At 55.1% G+C, this 16,342-nt stretch carries 14 protein-coding genes; 6 read left to right on the forward strand and 8 right to left on the reverse strand.

All coding sequences use genetic code 11. From position 1 onward, the window contains the following. Nucleotides 1–48: 48 nt before the first annotated feature. From ABD735_RS19480 to ABD735_RS19505, 6 genes are all read right to left on the reverse strand, one after another. The gene (locus ABD735_RS19480; RefSeq protein WP_344809650.1) at nucleotides 49–2,784 is read right to left on the reverse strand and encodes a tetratricopeptide repeat protein; all 2,736 of its coding nucleotides are present in this window, start codon (nucleotides 2,782–2,784) and stop codon (nucleotides 49–51) included. A 28-nt stretch (nucleotides 2,785–2,812) separates the two neighbouring features. After that, nucleotides 2,813–4,174, reverse strand: coding sequence for a PEP-CTERM-box response regulator transcription factor (prsR, locus tag ABD735_RS19485; protein ID WP_344809652.1), 1,362 nt, complete (start codon nucleotides 4,172–4,174; stop codon nucleotides 2,813–2,815). Between the two features lie 59 nt (nucleotides 4,175–4,233). After that, nucleotides 4,234–6,312 (reverse strand): XrtA/PEP-CTERM system histidine kinase PrsK, encoded by a 2,079-nt coding sequence (gene prsK, locus ABD735_RS19490; protein WP_344809654.1) that lies wholly within the window; start codon nucleotides 6,310–6,312, stop codon nucleotides 4,234–4,236. Nucleotides 6,313–6,346: 34 nt separating this feature from the next. Continuing rightward, nucleotides 6,347–7,327 (reverse strand): SDR family oxidoreductase, encoded by a 981-nt coding sequence (locus tag ABD735_RS19495; RefSeq protein ID WP_344809656.1) that lies wholly within the window; start codon nucleotides 7,325–7,327, stop codon nucleotides 6,347–6,349. 17 nt (nucleotides 7,328–7,344) lie between these two features. Further along, nucleotides 7,345–8,163, reverse strand: a complete 819-nt coding sequence (locus tag ABD735_RS19500; protein WP_344809658.1) for a lysophospholipid acyltransferase family protein — start codon at nucleotides 8,161–8,163, stop codon at nucleotides 7,345–7,347. A gap of 111 nt (nucleotides 8,164–8,274) precedes the next feature. Continuing rightward, on the reverse strand, nucleotides 8,275–9,279 hold the full coding sequence (locus tag ABD735_RS19505; protein ID WP_344809660.1) for a hypothetical protein: 1,005 nt from the start codon (nucleotides 9,277–9,279) through the stop codon (nucleotides 8,275–8,277). Between the two features lie 96 nt (nucleotides 9,280–9,375). Here ABD735_RS19505 and ABD735_RS19510 point away from each other — a divergent pair, with 96 nt between their 5' ends. After that, nucleotides 9,376–9,873, forward strand: a complete 498-nt coding sequence (locus ABD735_RS19510; protein ID WP_344809662.1) for a phasin family protein — start codon at nucleotides 9,376–9,378, stop codon at nucleotides 9,871–9,873. Nucleotides 9,874–9,887: 14 nt separating this feature from the next. Here the strand turns inward: ABD735_RS19510 and ABD735_RS19515 are convergent, their stop codons facing one another. Beyond that, nucleotides 9,888–10,559, reverse strand: a complete 672-nt coding sequence (locus ABD735_RS19515; RefSeq protein WP_344809664.1) for a TetR/AcrR family transcriptional regulator — start codon at nucleotides 10,557–10,559, stop codon at nucleotides 9,888–9,890. Nucleotides 10,560–10,657: 98 nt separating this feature from the next. After that, on the reverse strand, nucleotides 10,658–12,121 hold the full coding sequence (locus ABD735_RS19520) for an HD domain-containing protein (protein WP_344809666.1): 1,464 nt from the start codon (nucleotides 12,119–12,121) through the stop codon (nucleotides 10,658–10,660). A 209-nt stretch (nucleotides 12,122–12,330) separates the two neighbouring features. Here ABD735_RS19520 and ABD735_RS19525 point away from each other — a divergent pair, with 209 nt between their 5' ends. From ABD735_RS19525 to ABD735_RS19545, 5 genes are read left to right on the forward strand one after another with little or no spacing between them, the layout of a single operon-like run. Then, nucleotides 12,331–13,509 carry a PP2C family protein-serine/threonine phosphatase gene (locus ABD735_RS19525; RefSeq protein ID WP_344809668.1) on the forward strand — a complete coding sequence of 393 codons (1,179 nt, stop codon included), beginning with the start codon at nucleotides 12,331–12,333 and terminating at the stop codon, nucleotides 13,507–13,509. A gap of 2 nt (nucleotides 13,510–13,511) precedes the next feature. Then, a complete protein-coding gene (locus ABD735_RS19530; RefSeq protein ID WP_344809670.1) occupies nucleotides 13,512–14,051 on the forward strand; it encodes an STAS domain-containing protein in 540 nt (179 codons plus the stop codon). Beyond that, the gene (locus ABD735_RS19535; RefSeq protein WP_344809672.1) at nucleotides 13,972–15,114 is read left to right on the forward strand and encodes an NAD(P)H-dependent glycerol-3-phosphate dehydrogenase; all 1,143 of its coding nucleotides are present in this window, start codon (nucleotides 13,972–13,974) and stop codon (nucleotides 15,112–15,114) included. Before ABD735_RS19530 ends, ABD735_RS19535 begins: the two co-directional genes overlap by 80 nt. Before the next feature lie 34 nt (nucleotides 15,115–15,148). Continuing rightward, nucleotides 15,149–15,679, forward strand: a complete 531-nt coding sequence (locus ABD735_RS19540) for a SixA phosphatase family protein (RefSeq protein WP_344809674.1) — start codon at nucleotides 15,149–15,151, stop codon at nucleotides 15,677–15,679. After that, complete coding sequence (locus ABD735_RS19545) at nucleotides 15,676–16,251, forward strand: DUF1285 domain-containing protein (RefSeq protein WP_344809676.1); 576 nt, start codon at nucleotides 15,676–15,678, stop codon at nucleotides 16,249–16,251. The genes ABD735_RS19540 and ABD735_RS19545 overlap by 4 nt, the downstream gene beginning before the upstream one ends. Nucleotides 16,252–16,342 lie beyond the last annotated feature (91 nt).

Consider the following 16,342-nt stretch of genomic DNA (forward strand, 5'->3'; position numbering starts at 1 on the left):
TTGCAAGCGGCTGCAGATGGTTATGACTGCAGCCGCTGCACTATCCCCTTACGAGCTTTTGGCAGAAGCCGCCCTGGCATCTTCGAGATGCTTCTTCAGCTCTTCATTCTCCGGCTCGGCTTCTACAGCCTTTTCCAGGATCTCTATGGCTTTGGCTGTCTCATCAGTTTGCTGAAGCAGGACGAGCGCGTAGGTATCCGCAATTGCGCTGTTGTCAGGTCGCAGGCGATAAGCTTCAGCCGCCGCCTCCAGCGCACGTTCATCCTTGCGCTCGTAGTAGAGCCAGGCCAGGTTATTTAGAGCGACGGCATCAGCCGGACGGGATTGACGGATCTTCTCATACAGTTCGATGGCTTCATCATTCATGCCGGCTGCCTGATAGCCCATAGCCAGCAGAGTAGAGGCTTGCGGGCTGTCTGGATTGATTTCAAGCCATTGCTTCAGGGGTTCAAGCGACTTGACGGTCGAGTTTGCCTCACGCAGTGCCCGATGCATCTTGATGGCCAGGGTCTGGCTGGGCGCACGCAGCCAGGCCTTCTGATAGACGCCAACAGCTTTCTCAAAATTTTCCTTGCTGAAGTAGTAGTCGCCAAGAAACTCGAAGGCGATCGGCTGTTGGGGATACTTTCGATTGATTCTGCTCAACTGATCGAAGCCTGCTTTCTCATCACCGGCGCTCAATTCAACCTTGGCCCTGAGAAGCTGTGCTTCAGGCGAAGACGGAAAGCTTGAGCCGACCGAGTCGGCCAGTTTCCTTGCCTGATCCAGTCGCTTGGCCTGAATAAGCAAGGGAATTTCGGTTTCCGCCAGCAGCAACTCAAGTCCTTCAACGGCAGAAGGGTCGGCGCCGGATTCGCGTGCCCGGTTCAGGAAGCCACGGGCGTCCTTGAACTGGTTGGTCCGGCCATAATACTCCGCCAGCACAAGACTGGGTGCAGCAGCAGAATTCTGCTCAGCCACAGTCCGCAGGAATTCGATACCATCTTCCAGCTTTTCCTGCCGTGACGACAGATCGAGGTAGCTTCGAATCATCATCATGTTGGCCGGCATGTTCTGCACGCCAGCCCTGGCTTCTGCCAATGCCAGGGCATCCTCTTCCTGAGACAGATAGAGGCGTATCAAATTGAAGTAGGGCGTTGCCAGTTTTTCATTGGATTTTTTCGCTTTTTCAAAAGCTCTGATGGCGTCCTGTTTCTTGTCCTGTTGCATGAGGAGCGCACCTTCGGCATTGAAAGCGAGTGCACTATCAGGGCTGCGTCGCTTCCAGGCTGCTATTGCTTTCTCCGCCTTGGACCAGTCTTTCTGGCTCGCATGCACGGCCACGATCATCGAGCGAATCTTTTCCTGATTGGGCGCTCGAACAATAGCCTGTTCAAGGGCTTCAAGCGCTTCATCCGGTTTACCTTCCCTGAGCAAGGCCTTGGTCAGTTGCTCGAGGATCCCGACATTGCCCTCGTCCAGCGCCAGCGCCTTCTTCAACGCTTCGATACCGGCAGTGAGGTTGCCGGTGGCTATTTCTGCCATACCGAAAATTGAAAGATTGTCACTGGTCTCCTGGGGCAGGCCGCTCATCAGCGCTTTTGCCGCTTCAGGCTCTTTCATATGAAGCTTGGTTTCGGCCATGACACGTGATACGACGTCGTTGACGTTGTCACCACCATACTGACTGAGGTACATGTCGGCCATGGCCCACTCACCCTGCTGGAACTTCACGATGCCAAGCATGATGCCAGCCTGCTTATGCCCGGGTGCAGACTCCAGAATGCTCAGGAGCAAACCTTCGGCCTTATCCAGGTCATTGGCCTGAATGGCCTCGAGCGCCTGTTCGTAATTTGAGCGAATATTGCCCGGGCCTGACTTGTCCAGAATTTCCTGATAGGTAAAGGCTTCGGCGAATTTACTTTGCGCGCGTAACGCCTCGACGAGTTGAGAGATGGTCTGGAACTTCTGCATCGTCATGACATCGTACTGGCCGATTTTTTCCAGTGCCTTGATATAGGCTGTTTCGGCCTCGGCAAATCTGTTCTGCGCAGCAGCGAGTTGGGCTTTCCACAGCCAGAGCTCCGAAGATTCAGCCTGGATGGTTTCGGCCTTCGTTATAGCCTCATTGGCGGCGCCCATATCCTCCTTGATGAACGAGACCTTCGAAAGGCCAATATAGGCGTCGATGCTGGCCGCGTCCTGTTCCATGGCCTGGCGATAGAAGGCCTCGGCGTCCGTGAGTTCACGTCGGGCTAGCGCAAGATTACCGCGTAACACGAGCGCAGCGGCTTGTTGCTCGGCACTAGGCTCTTGCAGTTCGTCGAGCGCCTGCGTGGCTGCATTGATATCCCCCAGTAACATCTGGGTGCTGGCCATGCCTAGCCGGGCAGTGTTCATGTCTGCCTGAGTGGCCTCTATCTTCACCACACCGGGCTGAGCTTTGGCCTCATCGCTGCCAAGTATTTCCTGATAAACCTGAAGCGCCTGACGCGCATCGCCGGTCGTGAGCAGGGCATCGGCCATGAGCAGATATGGTTCAGGTTCGGCGGGCAGCAATTTTCGTGCATTCTGCGCTTCGAGCATCGCAGCCTTGAGCTGCCCCTGGTTCATGAAGAAACTGGCCTGGTCGATATGGCTCGAGAACTGAATCTGTGCGCGTTTCAGCGCTTTTTCTTCATTACTCTCACATCCTGCAAACACCAGAATCAAGAATGATGCGAGACAGACTTTCAGCGCTCTGCGACCGGCTGTATGGCCATATACCCTGGCCGTAAAATTCCTTTCGTCGTACTTGTGCTTCATAAATATACGCCCTGCGAGATGGCAGATCTCAGTTGGATTGGGTGTGGATGTTGTACTTATCCGTCATATTGTAAAGTGTTGGACGGGTCACGCCCAGTAAGCGCGAGGCCTGCGCCATGTTGTGTCCCGAGAGCTCCAGTGCGTGGACAATCGCGTTCTTTTCCGCAGTTTCCCGAACCTGGCGGAGATTCAGTGCATCGGTCGAGCCAGCTTCATGTTCGCTCAGCTCCAGATCCGAGGCCTGAATCTTCTTACCATCGGCCATGATGACTGCGCGCTTGATCTTGTTGATGAGTTCCCTGACGTTACCGGGCCATTTATGGTTCTGAATCGCGAGAACCGCTCCGCTCGAGAGCGTCATGTTGGGCTTGTCCATCGACTTGCAATATTGCTCAAGCAGGTATTTGGCAATGACGACCGCATCACCACTACGTTCCCGCAATGGCGGCGTACGCAGGGTAATTTCGCTCACACGATAGAACAGATCCTCCCGGAATCTGCCCTCACTGATCAGCGTCTGGATATTCTGGTGGGTGGCGCAGACCACTCTGACGTCGACAGGAATTTCCTTCATGCCACCGACGCGCTCAATGACGCGTTCTTGCAAAAATCGCAGTAATTTAGCCTGCAGTGGCATTGGCATGTCGCCAATCTCGTCGAGGAAGAGCGTGCCGCCATCGGCCTGTTCGACCTTGCCCTTTTTCTGCGCGCTGGCGCCGGTAAAAGCGCCTTTTTCGTAGCCGAACAACTCACTTTCCAGCAGGTTTTCCGGGATAGCTGCGCAGTTGATGGCCTGAAAGGTGTTGCCCGCGCGACTGCTGAGCTGATGGATGGCCTTGGCAAGGACCTCCTTGCCCGTACCCGTCTCGCCAAGGATGAGGGTAGTGACGTCTGCCGGCGCAATTTTTTCCACAGTTCGACAGATTTCCAGCATTTGCGGACTGGAGGCCACAATGCCCTTGAGACTGGACGCGCTATGGCGCTGCTGTTTCTCCTCGTGTTCGCGTTCGAGCGAATACAGGCGGAATGCTCGCTCGACAACAAAAGCCAGAATGTCGCCATCCAGCGGCTTCTGATAGAAATCACTGGCACCATTGGCAATGGCCGTAACAGCGTTTTCACGCTCCTCGCGTCCTGTCACCACAATGATGCGGGTAGAGGGGGCCAGTTGCAGAAGGTCATGCAGAAGCTGAAAGCCTACCGTGGAGCCACCGGGATCTGGCGGCAGCCCGAGATCGAGCGTAATGACCTGTGGCTCGTGCCGGCGTAGAGCAGCGATCGCAGTTTCGTGATCCTGGGCGAGAATGACCTCGACATCTTCCGCAAAGCACCAGCGCATCTGGCTCTGCAGTCCTGGATCGTCTTCAATGATCAGCAATTTTTTCTGCATTGGATTCTCTTTTCCTGATGTTCAGCAGCTTACAGCATAGTCAGAGTTGGAGGCCATGCTCAGATTGGGTCGACTGCCGGTAGTTTGAGCGTGAAACAACTGCCGACTCCAATCTCGCTGGTGACGTCGATTGCGCCCCCCAGTTTGCGAACATATTCCTTGCTCTGATATACGCCGATGCCCATGCCGGTAAGGCCTTTAGTGCTTTCGAAGGGCTTGAACAGCTGCGTCTTGATGAACTCGTCGCTCATCCCTGTGCCAGTATCCTGAATGAAAATAACGATCCAGCCGGGGCTTTGTTTGAGAGATACGATGATTTCGCCATTCTTGGCTGTCGCATCCTGTGCGTTGTGCAACAGATGAACGAAGACCGCCAGCAGCTTCTCCCGATCCGCCTGTATATACAGGCTGGTTTCGGGGCCATCGAGTTTGGGGTGCGGCTGCCGCCTGGAGACCTGTTCAATGGCCTGGGTGATCAGAGCGGCAACATCGATACGCACTACGGTATCCCTGCTGACAGGATTACGAATCTGTTGTAGCAGATTGTTCATCTTCCCCAACGCATGTTCGGACGTCTGAATCATGTCATCTATGAACTGTGGGTTATGACGATGTTTGGCGGCATTCTTCACCAGCAGAGAGAGCTGCGCGATGATGGTCTTCAGATCGTGGATGAGAAAGGCAGATGTCCGGTTCACAGCATCGAACTGCTTGGCTTCCGACAGATCATCCTGGGCTTCGAGCATGGCCAGATAACTGCCCGCCTGGCGAGCGACTGTCTTCAACAGGTCGTAATTCTCCCAGTTGAGGTCGACATGCATATCGGCCTTGAGTACCAGTACGAAGCCAAACAGTTGTTCTCTAACATAGAGTGGGACCACGAGCCAGCCCTTGGGATACTGCTCCAACGGGCTGGGGAGTTCCATCAGGTTGTACAGTGTGGGGTCATCACGGTATTCATTCAGGTTCACGATCCATTCGTTCTGGGTCATGTAATCGATGAGTTCCGAGGTCACATCGATCTGGTGGTGGCGGAGACGCTGACAGTTCCAGGCCGCCTGCTGCGCGTAGTGGTTGTGCTCATCCCTGAGCCAGAGCGCGCCAGCGCTGCTATGCACCAGTGAGCAGATGATTCTGACGACTGACTGACTGAGGTCCGGGTCCGAGTCGAAGGTCGTGAGGTCACGTGTTACCTTCAACCACTCTTCACGGTAGTCATATTTGTAGTTGAAAAAATGCCGTGTCACGAAGACCAGCAGGCGCGCGCGGATGCGATGAGAACTGCCGGCGATGATCAGCAGCAGGGTGAAGAAGAACAGCAGTGTGATCAGGACGGCCTTGGACCAGGTGCCGCCGAGGGCATTGATATAATAACCGCCAATCGCCATCAGCATGAGATAGAGGGCGGTGAAGACGATGACAGAGGTATGAAACACCATCTTGCGCGAAATACGCACGTCGAACTTGTTACGTCCTCTGGCGACCAGAGCCACCCCAAACAGTGGACTGCTCAGCAGGTTGACTGCGCCACGAGCCTTCCAGAGTGCCGGTGAAATGCGGCTGAACAGAATGGCGTCGGCGTAAAGGAAAAAGTCATAGGCGAAGATGGCGCCAGCGCCAATGCAGAGGTATTTGGTATGGTTCATCGCATTCTGGTCACTGTTACGCCAGAGCTGCTCAACAAGTACAAGTCCGCCAATCGCGACAAGAACCTGACCGACCGGTACCAGGGCGGTTGGAATGAGTTCCGGTGCTTCCGCCAGCCTCGCGATGGCATCGGCTCCCAGGGTGCCTAACAGTAACAGCAGCCCGAGCAGGAACCAGCTCAGAACGTTGGCACCACCTTTGCGGATATTTCGAACGCTTACGCCCAGGATAACTGACAGTAGCGCGATCCAGGCGCCATTGCGGATAATTTCAAGACCGTAGCGGTATTCGTAAGCAGGCTCGCCACTCACTGCCTGGGAGGTCAGCACCATCAGCCAGACACTATTGAACAGCAGGGCCAGAAGCAGCGCCTTGTCGGCTCTCGTAGAGAGAGGACGCGAGACCAGCAGCCCGAAAATAAAAAGATAGGCCATGGCGGCCATGGCCAAGGTGACGGAGGCGAAATCTATGGTCATGATGGCGTCACGCACGGCTGGCTCACGGCGCGTGGCCGTGGGGACTGAATCAATGCTTCACTGATCGATAATATCTGAATATTTCCTTCAGCGAGTACTTCGGCTCAAATCCGAAGGTCTGTTGAAAGTGCCGATGGTCAAGCACTACCGGGTACTTGAAGTAGTTTGCCAGATACGGTGGTAGCGGATTGCCGGGCAATAGCGCCAATAATTGGCGAGCCAGGAACGGCGGTATGGACGGGATCGGCATGCGCAGACAGCCGCAAGCATTTACGGCATCCTGAAAGCCTACCCAGTCCGGCGTAGCCACATTATAGATGCCTTTCCTGTTCTTGCGGTAGGCCAGGGTAATCGCCTCTGCCATATCATCGACGTGAATGAATTGCATCATAGGTGAGAAGCCGGTCAACACCGGACAGACCCGAGACGAGAGCAGGTTCGCAATGGTATTGCGGATGCCAGGGCCGACGATATTACAGGGTCGAAGAATCGTGACGTTCAGGGTGGGGCAACGCCACAGGTAGATGTGCGCGAGATTTTCCAGCTCCACAGAGTCGATCAGGTCCATGGTCAGTTCTGCCGCCTTCAGGGGCGCAGATTCGTCGAGCATTGCAGGGTTATAGGCATTCGCGCCGTACACATGAAAGGTCGAAAGAATGATGACCCTGTTGACCTTGTACTTCTCACACAATTTGAACAGCTTCGCCGTGCCCAGCACATTGGAGTTGTAACGCCGGTTTCGTGGCTCTTCACTACTCATGACCCGGCCCATGTGGATCACGCCAGCGATATCGTGCTTCCTGAACAGATCCTCGAAACGACGCTTGTTGATATCGATGCAGTAACTCTGGACGCCGCTGCAGTGATACACCTGTTCGCGGAAATCGACGGCCACGATTTCGTAGCGGGGCAACAGATTTTCAATCACCCGCTGTGCCAATGCGCCTGCAGCACCGGTGATCAGCACCACCGGCTTTCTGCGCGGCGCCTGCTGTCCTGTTTTGTCGCGACCTCGCGCTGAATCTGGCATGAATTCGAGCTCTCCGCTCAGAAGAAAATTGATTTACGGGCTATGAGTCCTTCGCGTAGCAGGGCTTCAATAGCATTTTTAACGGTCTGGGTCCTGGCGACCACTTCATTTTCATCGGCGTCGTCGTCAGCAAAATAGAGCGGTTCGCCGAAGTGGATTCGCACCTTGGCCGGCAGTACAGCCGGAAAGCAGACAGGAACGTACGGCAGACCGAGAACCCGAGCCAGTGGTCCGAGGCTGGTCAGTGACGGGATGGTTTCCTCACAGCCAACTACGCCGATCGGAATGATAGGCGCCTTGTACTTCATCGCGAGGTGAACGAAGCCTTCGCCAAAGTGCTGCAATTGGTAGCGCTTGCCCCAGGGCTTGCCTGAGCCTCGCACGCCTTCGGGGAATACGATAACCGCTTCTCCCTGGTCAAGCATAGACGCGCAATTGACCGGATCACCGAGAACGCCGCCCATCTGATTGAGAAGATTGCCCAGGAAAGGCACTGTTCCGAAGAAACGTTCGACCATGGCCCGCGGCAGGCGAGGGTTCACTGGTCTGGTGGCAATACTGTAGCCAATGAGAACGCCATCGATGGGAAGCTGTCCGCTGTGATTGGCCACCAGCAAAACCGGCCCTGTCGCTGGAACCCGCTCAATACCGGTAGTGTCGACGCGAAAATAATGTCTGAACAGAGGACTGAAAATGGCAGCCGCGATCTTGTTGGTGTCTCGATTGAAGCCCCAGGGATCATAGCCCATGGAGCCAACGGGTTTTTCTATGGCATCGAGCTGCTTGTCGAGCGCCTTCGAAACAAGCCGTTTTTTGAGCCAGGTACGGGTTTTCATTGCTTGCCTATCTGTCTGATAGCGAATTGGATAGTGAACGATCCATGAGCGTGGAGTGGCATGATATAACGCAGCCTCCTGCAAGTGTATGATGGGGTTCTAAAAAATACCTTACAGTTGCTGTTTCCACTTCTGCGTCGCGACCTGTTGTTTCGCGAAATCGAGAACATCATGTATGAGGCTCAGTAGTATGGTGTCCAGGGCATCCCAGCTGGCATCGCCCGTTCGGAGGCTGGCTCGCAGGCTATCCTCCTTGAGCAGCTCCGGAAACTCGTCGATGAGGCAGGCGATACTATCGATCACCACTTCAGCTACGGCTTCCTCCAGGGTATCGCTGAGTTGTTCGCCTATCATGGGGATGGTGCTGAGCCGCTTCAGTTCGGCGTTATTCTGCATGGCGGCGATCACGCTGGTTCTGAGCTTTTCCGAAAAAGGATGATCGACATCAGACTTCATGGCGCCTGCTATGCTTCCCGTGACCGCTTTTGCCGAAACCAGTAGTCTATCGAGCCTGGGCTTGACCAGTTCCTCGACCGCTCGCCGGGTCAGCGTCGCATCACTGCGGATATCTTCCTGAATGCCATTGATCACCTTGATGACCACGCGGTCACTCAATTCCTCCAGCAAGGCTTCGTAGTAGAACATGAGAAAGCGGTAGATGGCAGTTTGGCGCACATCGATGATGCGGTATTTCTGCAAGCGATGGATGATCGAAAACACTCGAAGGAAGCGCAGGAGGCGGGCACCACTCAGCGGAATGCAGCCGACTACATCGTACCAGTGGATGACCGGATAATAGAACCAGCGGGCGTAATCGCTGTTCTTCACCGATACCGCCCAACGGAGGCAGAATTCACTCAGAAAAATCGCTACAAAGCAGAGGTCGATGAAGAAGAAGTGCCGATTCAGATATTCCAGGCTGGGCGACAGAGCTGGTAGATAGGCCCCGACCAATTCGTCGGTGGCGCCAAGCCGATAGATCGAATCGACGATGATGAGAAACAGGTTGAGGGTCAGCAGGAGCAGCATGACAAGGTCTAGTGCAAACCAGAGGCCTTGCCTGCTCGACCTCAGATGTTCGATACTGAAATTCAGGAACCGCTTGTTCGACTGCACCGGGTCATCCGACTGAAATAAGAATGGACTATACTGACAGTTATTCGGTACGGTCAGCAACACCAACGCCAGCCGCTCAGGTAGCAGGAGATTACCATGTCTGAACAGGACCCGCTCAAACAGCTTTCAGGCCGAATAAAGGATTCTGCACAGCAGATCTGGTTAGCAGGTCTGGGTGCCTTCAATAAAGCCGAAGAAGATGCTGGCAAGGTGTTCGACAAGCTCGTTCAGGAAGGCGAAGAACTCGAGCGCAAGACGCGTGGCGCTGTTGAAAAGCAGATTCGAGTGGTCGAAGGCCGGGTTGAGGAAGTGAAAGATCGCGCTAACACCACCTGGGACAGGCTCGAATCCGTGTTTGACCAACGGGTGTCTAAAACGCTTGTCCGTCTCGGCATTCCTACACAAAAGGAAATCGACAGACTCCGCGTTGAAGTCTCCAAGTTGAGAGCTGCCGTCATCGCGCTGTCTCTGGCTGATAGCGATCATCACAGCGACGAACCATCTGACGATGATGACGCCAAAACGGCACCAAAACAGGCTAAGACCCGGAATGGTACCCGCTCGGGCCATCGCACGCCTCCAGGCCGGAGCTGACCGCATCAGATCGCTTACTCCTGAGCGTGAACATCGCGGTTTTGCATAGCTCCGGGGTCTGAATCCAGGTACTCCCGACTCAGCGCCAACACTTCCGCTCGTTCAGAAGCACGTAGATAAGGGGCCACCTGACTGATTGTCTGGGCAATGCCTCGGTTCAGGTCCATCTCCTGTGGCAGCTTTGCTGTCACCACGTCATAGCTTGGCCACCAGGTCAGCGTGAGCACCACATTATGCGCCAGGGCGGCTAGCTCGGCATCAGTCGCGTCAATGATATGCCGCTCTTTGAGGCGTTGTAGTACGCTTTGGGTAACAGCAAGCTTCCTGTTCAGTATCTTGCGAAATCGTGGCGCAATTCGTTCGTAGCGCTGCAGAATATTGACCAGGTCCTTGTAGAGAAATTGATACTCAGCGATACATTCGAACACAAGGTGTAGCACGATCCAGTAATCGTCGATCGACACCTCGGCATCAGGCGCACTGATCAGGCTGAGCATCTGCCGCTCGAAACGTCCGAACAGGTCGTTGAGAATTTCAGTCTTGTTCTTGAAGTGATAGTAAAGGTTGCCAGGACTGATGTTGAGTTCGTCGGCGATCTGCAGCGTTGTGACGTTCGGCTCGCCAAAATGATTGAACAGCGACAGGCTGGCCATCGCAATGCGTTCTCTCGTTTTCATACCTGCCATAGAATCAGTACCAGAAGTCGGCGAAAGCGGCCCTGCATACGCCGGTCATCGCTACAGTACCACCAGCAGCGGGCACGTGCACGAGACCAGCGGCGAACTCACGGCTTGCGATAGAAGTGGGTAATGGATACATCCCTGAATTTGCTGAAAAAGTCACTTTGATGGGTGATGTCGGAATACTCACCGGTTCTTTTGTTCAGTACCCGGATCTCACGATAGCCCTTGCCGATCTTGGAGAAGCGCGCCTTGAGCGTACAGTGAAGCACGCCGCGATGACCCGATCTGCCGTCTTCAGCCAGTTCGGCCTCCAGTGTCGCCGTCGTTGCTTTCAACGATTCAGCATCGGCATCATGCACGCTGCGGAGATGCTTCAGCCGACGCCTGTTGATGATGCGCTCGGACCATGATTCGGGGTTGGCACGTGCGAAGCGCCTGAACTGCTCCCAGAAATAGTTGTCCGTCAGATGGCGGAAATCCTGAATATTGGTCAGACACTCGTACACAAAGCTACACACCTCTTCATCTGCCATGACCTCATTGATGGCATGTTGCAAGACGAGATCGAATCCCTGCGAAGTCTTGTGACCATAAACCTTCCGATACATCTGATAACGGCTATAGACAAAATCCTCGAGTGCACCAAGACCGTTGCCGGTGACAGCGAAGCCCATCCACTCAGCCTCTGCATCCCAGCCGATATGAAGGTTCTTCAGCAGATGATCGATGTTGAAGCCACCAATCGTGACCGATGAATGGAAGCCGTCGCGGAGCATGTAGTCCGCCCGGTCGGCATCGAATTCGCCAGACACCACCAGGCGTAATGTGCCGATGAGGTAGTTGGCTGCTCGATCCAGGCTGTCGGCATCGCCAACTGCTTCGCCAGTCAGCACCGGCCAGAGTTCGGCGGTGGCTGTGCGGAAAGTCTGGCTCGGCTGGATGGAGGTCGTCTCCATCAGACATAGCACGTCATCCATGCTGAAGTCCGCCGAGGCGGGCAGTGCATCGTCGAATATCGCCATAGCGCAGCGCACCGAAAAGTGTTCATGCACGATCTTCGCCGGCGGCTCACCAAAGAGTCGGGTGGTGTCGATGCCCTGCCACAGTGTCTTTACCGCCATCCCATCAGTAAACAGCTTCTGGATTGAGTGAGCACGGGAAAACTGATGCGAGAAGCTGCTGTGGCCGCAATCATGAAGCAGGCAGGCCAGTCTCACGATCTGGGTGAAAAAGTGCAGGGCTGCGAGTTGGTGTTCACTCAGCTCATAGGCCTGGCCATGTTCCTTCACTCGGGCAGCCAGTGCATTCTCCACGAGTTGCTTGAAGATCCTGTGGCCAACATGCATCGTGCCAATGCTGTGCAGAAAACGCGAATGCGTGGCGCCTGGAAACACCAGTGACAGAATGTCGTTCTGACAGATGTAGCGGAGCCGCTGGAATAGCGGGTGGTCGATAATCGCCACCTCGATTTCGCTCAGGGCTATTCCGCCGTGAACGGGGTCCATGATCAGGCGATCTCGCAGACCGAGAAGTTCGAAACGGGGAGAAGAACGGGTATGCATCATAGTCAGTAGTGCTTATCGGTTGGAGTGAGGTCTTTTAGTATGATCACTCTAACTTTTTTACCTAGCCTCTGGTAATGGATTTGTATAACAAGGACAATGCCGGCTGCCGGGACTAACCTACACTGCACTCGTTGTTGCAGGAGGGTCTGGATGGAAGATAAATCTGTGGGTAGGAAAGCTATTGCATTCATCGTGACCTCGGACAAATCGTGATACACAGCAAAGAGCATTTACTGGTCATCGATGCGGATTCGACATCCTCAGCCTGGCTGGTCGAACACTTTGCCGCCCAGGGATTCGAAGTCACTGCTGCAGCCACACCCGAGTCGTGTGCGGAAATGCCAGCGAATCAACGGCCTGATGTCATCATTGGCGATCTCATGCCTGAAGGCGTGGCATGGTTGACCGACTTTCTCGAGCCTTTCGAACCGCGTCCGCCGGTTCTCGTTCTTACCAATCCCATCTCTACCGATCACATTCTGGAAACACTTCGCGCTGGTGCGGCTGATGTCGTGTCAAAGGTTGCTCTGGATATCTCGGCGCTCGACGAGGCTTTGCGAAGGCAGCTTGAACGTGTTCGTCTATTCAAACAGTCGAAGCGTTACCGCCAGGATCTCGAGCGAACAGTGTCCGAGTTCAAATACAATCTCGATGAGCTTCGGGCTGATCAGCGGGCCGGGCGACAGGTGCAGATGAAGATGCTGCCGGAGAAAGGCCTGCGCTTCGGCAACATCAGCATTGATCACTGTATCAAGCCCTCGTTGTATCTCAGCGGTGATTTTTTCGACTATTACCACATCGACCAGCATCGCGTCGGTTTCTACTTCGCCGATGTGTCCGGTCATGGCGCCTCATCGGCCTTTGTAACGGTGCTCCTCAAAAATCTCAGTAACCGACTGCAGCGCAATATTCGTCGCCAGTCGAGTGACGATATTCTGCACCCGGACCGCTTGCTCGCTCGAGTGAACAGCGAATTGCTCGAAACTGACCTCGGCAAGCATCTCACCATGTTTGCCGGCATTATCGACACTGAAAAGCGTATGCTGACCTATTCGGTCGGCGCACATTATCCAATGCCGGTGTTCTGTGAGGGTAAGGACTGTCAGTTCCTCGAGGGGCGTGGTGCGCCTGTAGGGTTGATGGCACAGGCCAATTACAAGATTTTCGAGAAGCCTCTACCGCCGGGCTTTTCCATTATTATCGTCTCGGACGGCCTGTTTGAAGTGCTGGATGCATCCTCGCTCGATGCCAAGGAAGCGTTGATGCTTGAAAGAGTGCGGGCATCGGGCCACACTATCGGTGAACTGGAGTCGGTTTTTCAGCTCGATGCCCTGTCAGAGATCCCTGACGACATCGCCATCGTCTCCATCACCGAAAGTCTGGTTTAAAGATGGTTCCAAACCCCGGTTTCAAGATTCTTCAGGCAGAGCGGCGTGGCGTCTACGTCATCAAGTTCGTTGGTGAGATTCGGCTGAACCTCTGTTCGACGCTCGATAGAGTGATTGAGCGCATGCAGGCTGATGACCACTTTGTTACCGTCATCGTGGACCTCACTGAGACGACTGTGGTCGACAGTACGACGCTCGGCCTCATTGCCAAGATCGGACTGTTTGCCCGAGAGCAGGACCGCATCCTGCCAACCATTATCTCCGTCAACGCTGATGTTACACGGCTGATCATGACGATGGGCCTCGACGATCTGTTTGTGATCGTCAGCAAGGCTGCCGTTCACGCCAGTGACCTGCTCGAGATTCCGATTCTGCAGGCCAGTGAAGACGAAGTTCGTGAAAAAGTGCTCGCAGCCCACCTGACCCTGATGGAAATCAACGACGCAAACAAGGAAACGTTCCGTGACCTCGTCGCCGCGTTGGAGTGTGACCAGGCTGAGAACGACAACCGATGGGCAACGCTCGGGCGCCATGGCTCCTGATACCGCATCGATTCCCCAGGTGTCGAAGGTATGTATCCTTGGTGGTGGAAGCTTTGGCACAGCGATGGCCAGCATAGCGGCCAACAATCCACAAGTGCTCGATACCGTACAGTGGATTCGAGATGGTGACGTCGTAGACGAAATCAATACCGCCCACACCAACCTCAAATACCTCCCCGATACTGCACTCCCGCTGAACCTGAAGGCCACGACCTCGCTTGAAGAGGCAGTGAGAAATGCTGAGCTGGTCATGGTGGCGATACCCAGCGAGCATTTTCGTTCAGTGTGTGAAGATGCCGCTGAATTCTCGCACAGTGGTCAGTTCTGGGTTTCGCTCACCAAGGGTATTGCCCAGCCGGGGTTCCAGTTCATGAGCGCTATTCTCGCCAGCGCCGTCCCCGGCTGTGTGACCGGTGTGCTCAGTGGTCCAAACCTGGCCCGTGAAGTGGCGGCCCAGGTGCCGACTGCAACCGTTATAGCCAGCGAAAGTGCCGAGCTTCGCGCAGTGACTCAGCTGACGCTTGGTTGCGATTCTTTCCGCGTCTATGAGAACAGCGATGTTTTCGGTGTCGAGCTCGCCGGTGCGCTGAAAAACATCTATGCGATCATCGCAGGAATGGCGGCTGCCATGAATCTTGGCGAAAATAGCAAGGCCATGCTTATCACCCGTAGCCTTGCCGAAATGAGTCGCTTTGCCGAACGTATGGGGGCCAATCCGATGACTTTCCTCGGACTCGCCGGCGTAGGTGATCTCGTTGTGACCTGTTCTTCGCCACTGAGCCGTAACTACAGGGTGGGGTATTCGCTTGGCCAGCATGAGTCGGTAGAGTCGATCGTCTCGTCCTTGGGCCAGGTAGCCGAAGGCGTCAATACGACACGTCTTGTCGCCGAGCGGGCCCGGGAGTTGGGCATCGACATGCCCTTGGCGTTCGGACTCTACGCCATCCTCTACCAGCAGGTGTCTGTCGACAAGGTGCTTCGAAGCCTGATGTCGAGAGGACAGAACAGCGACGTCGAATTTATTCTGCCGAGAAGCGGCCCTGAGGCGCCCTCGAGCAGCTGAGATCAATCTGAGAATGATCTGACAGGAGTCCAGTTTGGCAGTTCGAGAATTTTTATTGATGCGTCATGGCCAGGCCGAGGCCTACGGTATTACCGATGAGGAGCGTGAACTCACTTCGCGAGGTGCCCGGCAGGCGGAACGTCAGGGCAAGGCGCTGGACGCCTTCTTTCGCGATGAGCCTGGTCCTGCGCCGAGCTACCGGGTTATCCCGAGTAGCTACCTGAGAGCCCGTGAAACGGCTGAATTGGTGATGCAGCAGGCTGACTGCGTGAGCAGGGATGCGTTGACCATCGAGGGCATTACGCCGGAAGATTCGCTGCAGGACGCTATCGACAGCCTTTCGGCAGTGTTTGCCAAGTTCCCTGACCAGCATTTTCTGGTGGTGTGTCATATGCCTGTTGTTGCCTTGCTCGATGGGCACTGTCTTGCAGGCGCAAAGCGGGATGGGCGTGCTTTTGCCACTGCTGAAATTCGGCGTTATCGCTTCCCTGATGCGGAGACCTACCAGCATTTGGCTGCGGGTTGCGCAGAAGCGCCGGCTCACTTCCTGAAGGCGGATGAATGAGCGAGAATCCTGATATTGACATCAAAAGGCTTCTGGCCGAGCAGGCGCAACAGGCAGGTGATGACGCCCCCGCTGAACTCGACCCCTACCCGGTGGAGCGCTGGCATCCCGAGCGTGTCTATGACCTGCCGCTCGCAATCACTGCGGAGAACATTTGGCAGTACCAGGGCTCGCCACTGACCCGAGAGCCTACCCGCCAGGTATTTGCCCGAATCATGTCCTGTGAAGACGGACAGCATTATTTGACCACCCCGGTTGAAAAGGCTCGTATCGAAGTTGCGGATGCGCCTTTTCAGGTGCTGACTTTTCACAAACTGACCGACAAAGGTACCGAGTATCTCGCGCTTCAGCCGGACTATGCGCCAGCTGTGGTGCTTGATGCTGCCAATACCTTCGAGCTTCGCGATGGCGTGCCCTACCTGGGTATGCATCGAGGCCTCAGAGCCCGTCTGAGTCGGGCAGTGTTCTACCAGCTCATAGAGCTGTCGACGGTCGAAGACATTGATGGGCGAGCATGCGCTGTGATTCAGAGCGGCGGGCGACCGCACGTGCTCGGACCGGTAGAGGACTGAGCGCAGAGCGTCTGGTTGGCGAATCACAGATATGAAAAAGGCCCCGTTACATCGCTGTACACGGGGCCTTTTCATATGGGCTTGAAACCGC

The sequence above is a fragment of the Allohahella marinimesophila genome (genome assembly GCF_039538005.1).
GTDB lineage: Bacteria > Pseudomonadota > Gammaproteobacteria > Pseudomonadales > Oleiphilaceae > Allohahella > Allohahella marinimesophila.

Coding starts and splice junctions, on each gene's coding strand:
- ABD735_RS19510 (WP_344809662.1), top strand. CDS start 9,376: ATGTCTGAACAGGACCCGCTCAAACAGCTTTCAGGCCGAATAAAGGAT.
- ABD735_RS19520 (WP_344809666.1), bottom strand. CDS start 12,121: ATGATGCATACCCGTTCTTCTCCCCGTTTCGAACTTCTCGGTCTGCGA.
- ABD735_RS19530 (WP_344809670.1), top strand. CDS start 13,512: ATGGTTCCAAACCCCGGTTTCAAGATTCTTCAGGCAGAGCGGCGTGGC.
- ABD735_RS19480 (WP_344809650.1), bottom strand. CDS start 2,784: ATGAAGCACAAGTACGACGAAAGGAATTTTACGGCCAGGGTATATGGC.
- ABD735_RS19495 (WP_344809656.1), bottom strand. CDS start 7,327: ATGCCAGATTCAGCGCGAGGTCGCGACAAAACAGGACAGCAGGCGCCG.
- ABD735_RS19545 (WP_344809676.1), top strand. CDS start 15,676: ATGAGCGAGAATCCTGATATTGACATCAAAAGGCTTCTGGCCGAGCAG.
- ABD735_RS19515 (WP_344809664.1), bottom strand. CDS start 10,559: ATGGCAGGTATGAAAACGAGAGAACGCATTGCGATGGCCAGCCTGTCG.
- ABD735_RS19500 (WP_344809658.1), bottom strand. CDS start 8,163: ATGAAAACCCGTACCTGGCTCAAAAAACGGCTTGTTTCGAAGGCGCTC.
- prsR (WP_344809652.1), bottom strand. CDS start 4,174: ATGCAGAAAAAATTGCTGATCATTGAAGACGATCCAGGACTGCAGAGC.